This window comes from Geodermatophilus sp. YIM 151500, from assembly GCF_025716945.1.
In the GTDB taxonomy this organism is placed as follows: domain Bacteria; phylum Actinomycetota; class Actinomycetes; order Mycobacteriales; family Geodermatophilaceae; genus YIM-151500.
The window spans coordinates 1-2,329 of sequence record NZ_JAOVZT010000033.1 but is presented as its reverse complement, the minus strand read 5'-3'; the positions used below and the strand labels follow the sequence as shown (position 1 = coordinate 2,329).

Sequence of the window (2,329 nt, the reverse complement as noted above, 5' to 3'; positions counted from 1 at the left end):
CGTTGGGCGTACGGCCTGACGTGTCGTTCCCGCGGCGCTCCGATCATGGCATCGGCGGCTCCGGTGGGGTGAGGAATCGGTCCTTAAGTCGGTAGCTGGGGCCGTTGATGGAGAGCACGTTGCAGTGGTGCAGCAGCCGGTCGAGGATGGCGGTGGCCAGCACCTCGTCGCCGGTGATGGCGCCCCATTCGGAGAACGCCTTGTTCGAGGTCAGCACGATGGAGCCGCGTTCGTAGCGGCGGGCGACCAGCTGGAAGAGCATGTTCGCCTCCGCCCGGCTCAGCGGCAGGTAGCCGACCTCGTCGAGGACGAGGACGGCGGGTTTGAGGTAGGTCTGCAGCTTCGTGGCGAACCGGCCCAGCGTCTCGGCCTCGCGCAGCTGGCGGACCAGGTCGTCGACGGCGGTGAAGTAGATGGAGAACCCGGCCTGGCAGGCGGCCACCGCCAGGGCGACGGCGATGTGGGTCTTGCCCACGCCGGGCGGGCCGAGCAGGGCCACGTTGGAACGCGCGCGCACGAAGCCGAGGGCGGCCAGGTCGCGGATCCGGCGGGGGGCGAGGTCGGGCTGGAAGGCGAAGTCGAACTCGTCCAGGGTCTTGTGGTGTGGCAGCCCGGAGAGCTTGAGCGCGTTGCGGAACCGGCGGCCCTCGCGGACGCCGACCTCTTCCTCGAGGACCTGGTCGAGGAAGTCCAGGTAGCCCAGCTGGGCGGCCTCGGCCCGGGCGGCCAGCGCGGTCGCCTCGTCGGCGAGGTGGTGCAGCAGCAGGCGTTCGGCGTGCCGGCGGATCCGGTCGGCCACCAGCCCCTCGGGCGGCTTGGCGAGTTGGTCGGTCATGCCGCACCGCCGATCGTGCCGGCCAGGCCGGCGGCCTGGTCGTAGACCCGGGGGTCGCGGCGGGCGACCGCGATGCTTATGCCCGGCCGGTCGCCCAGCATCGGCACCGGCTCCAGCCGCTGCGCCCCCGGTGGCTCGGCGACGGCCGGGTCGGGTGCGGTGAAGGTGACCGCCCGGGTGTGCCCGTCGGGCAGCCCGTCCCAGTGGGCGGGGTCGATCTGGTCGTCCCCGCGGTGCCGGGCCCGGCGGTGTTCGGCAAGCAGCCGCGGATTCGGGCCGGTGGCGTGGATCGCCACGGTGTCCGGGCCGACCCGCAGCTCCACGGTCATCCCGGCGATCACGTGCTCGGCGGGGATGGAGTAGCGGGAGGACTCGAAGGAGACCAGGCAGTCCTTGCCGACCCGGCGCAGGAACCGGTCACACACCCGATACGGAGTTGCCGGCAGCGGCCCCAGCGCGGCCCGGTCGGCCTGGGCGCGCACGGCGATGACCTGCCCGTGGGTGCGGTGGGTCTGGGCCCGGCGGATCGGCAGCCACTCGCCGAACGCGGCGTCCAGCCCGTCCAGCGAGTCGAACTGCCGGCCGGCGAGCACGTGCTCGCGGACGATCAGCACCTGCCGCTCCACCCGGCCCTTTCCCTTGGGGCGGCGGGCGGCGAGCACATCGATGGCGAACCCGTAGTGCTCGGCGAACGCGGCGGCCTCGGGATGGATCGGCCCCGCCCGCCCCGGCGCGACGTGCCGGCGCACCACGGTCTTGGTTCGGTCGTAGACGAGGCTGCCGGGCACCCCGCCGAAGTGCTGAAACGCCCGGGCGTGGCAGCCGAAGAAGGTGCCGAGGTCCAGGCTGGTGGTGAAGCAGCAGAACGGATCCCGCGAGTACGAGAGCGTCATGTGGAACGAGTAGACGTAGCGCACCCCCACCGCCCTGGCGATGCTGCGGGACTCGGTGCCCCAGTCCACCTGGGCCTGCGCGCCCGGGGTGACCTCGAACCGGCGGTGCAGCCCCGACAGCGGCCCGGGCAGGCCGAGCTCGGCGGCGATCCGCGGCCGGGCCTCGGCGACGTACAGCTTTACCCGCTGATACGAGCCGGAAAAGCCGTGCTCGGCGACCAGGCGTTCGTGGATCACCGACGCCCGCAGCGTGATGTCTTTCGCCAGCCAGGCGTCGACCACAGGCGCCAGATGCTCGATCTTGCGCGGCTGGGTGCCGATCCGCGGCGGCGCCACCGGCGGGGTCGGCGGGCCGTTGATGTACTTCTTCACCGTCCGCGGGTCGCAGCCGACCTCGGCGGCGATCTCCTTCCAGGAGGCCCCGGCCTCACGCAGGGGCCTAAAGCGTCGTAGATCCATCCATGCCTCCGGCGGCAGGATCATGGGCGGTCACCCTTCGGTCTGTCTGCTTGGCGGCTGACAGCCGGAGGGTGATCACCACCCAGTGGGCGAGGGGGAACAACTCGCCGGAGGAACGACACGTCAGGTCGTACGCGGACCT

General features: G+C 72.2%; 2 protein-coding genes. Both read right to left on the bottom strand.

Annotation, left to right across the window (positions count from 1 at the left end; genetic code table 11):
- Window positions 1–43: 43 nt before the first annotated feature.
- Window positions 44–835: an IS21-like element helper ATPase IstB gene (istB, locus tag OF117_RS22005; protein WP_263554996.1), complete on the bottom strand. Its 792-nt coding sequence runs from the start codon at window positions 833–835 to the stop codon at window positions 44–46.
- Window positions 832–2,211, bottom strand: a complete 1,380-nt coding sequence (gene istA, locus OF117_RS22000; RefSeq protein ID WP_263554995.1) for an IS21 family transposase — start codon at window positions 2,209–2,211, stop codon at window positions 832–834. Before istA ends, istB begins: the two co-directional genes overlap by 4 nt.
- Window positions 2,212–2,329: the final 118 nt, after the last annotated feature.